The 527-nt window shown below is 71.3% G+C and carries 1 protein-coding gene; it reads right to left on the bottom strand.

Features of this window, described 5'->3' with window-relative positions:
- On the bottom strand, positions 1 to 527 hold a 527-nt coding region (locus tag VQ02_RS34390), incomplete at both ends, for an alpha/beta hydrolase (RefSeq protein ID WP_048448774.1).

The raw sequence follows: 527 nt of genomic DNA, 5'->3' as shown, positions 1-527 counted from the left end.
TGCTCCTGACGGGACGGAACGTCGCTTCCGCCTCCGCGTCGCGCTGGCCGAGGAGCGAAACGTGGTCGCCCGGCACGGCGACGAATTGCGCCCTCGGTCCGGCCATGGCCGCGAGGTCGCGCCCATGTGCCACCGGAATCACGGGATCGTCGGTGCCGTGGACGATGAGGATGCGCCCCGCTGCATCGCCGATGCGGCGATCCGAGCGCCAGGTGTCGCGCAGGAGCAGCCCGGGCAGCAGAGGGAAATGTTCGCCGACGAGACGGGCGAGGGAGACGAAGGGCGCTTCGAGATAGAGGCCGAGATGCGGTGCGCGCGCGGCCACTGCGACAGCCACCGCCGCCCCCATGGAATGGCCGTGGAGCAGGATCGGCGCACCGGGGGCGCGGTGGGAAACGAAGCGGTAGGCGGCCATCCCGTCCTCGATGAGACCGGCCTCGCTCGGGGAGCCGGTCGAGCCCGGATAGCCGCCATAGGCGATGGCGAGGCTGCCCCAGCCGGCATCCCGCCAGATCCCGCTCGAGAAT

The sequence above is a fragment of the Methylobacterium variabile genome (assembly GCF_001043975.1).
GTDB classification, from domain to species: domain Bacteria; phylum Pseudomonadota; class Alphaproteobacteria; order Rhizobiales; family Beijerinckiaceae; genus Methylobacterium; species Methylobacterium variabile.
This window is presented reverse-complemented; position numbering and strand designations above follow the sequence as displayed.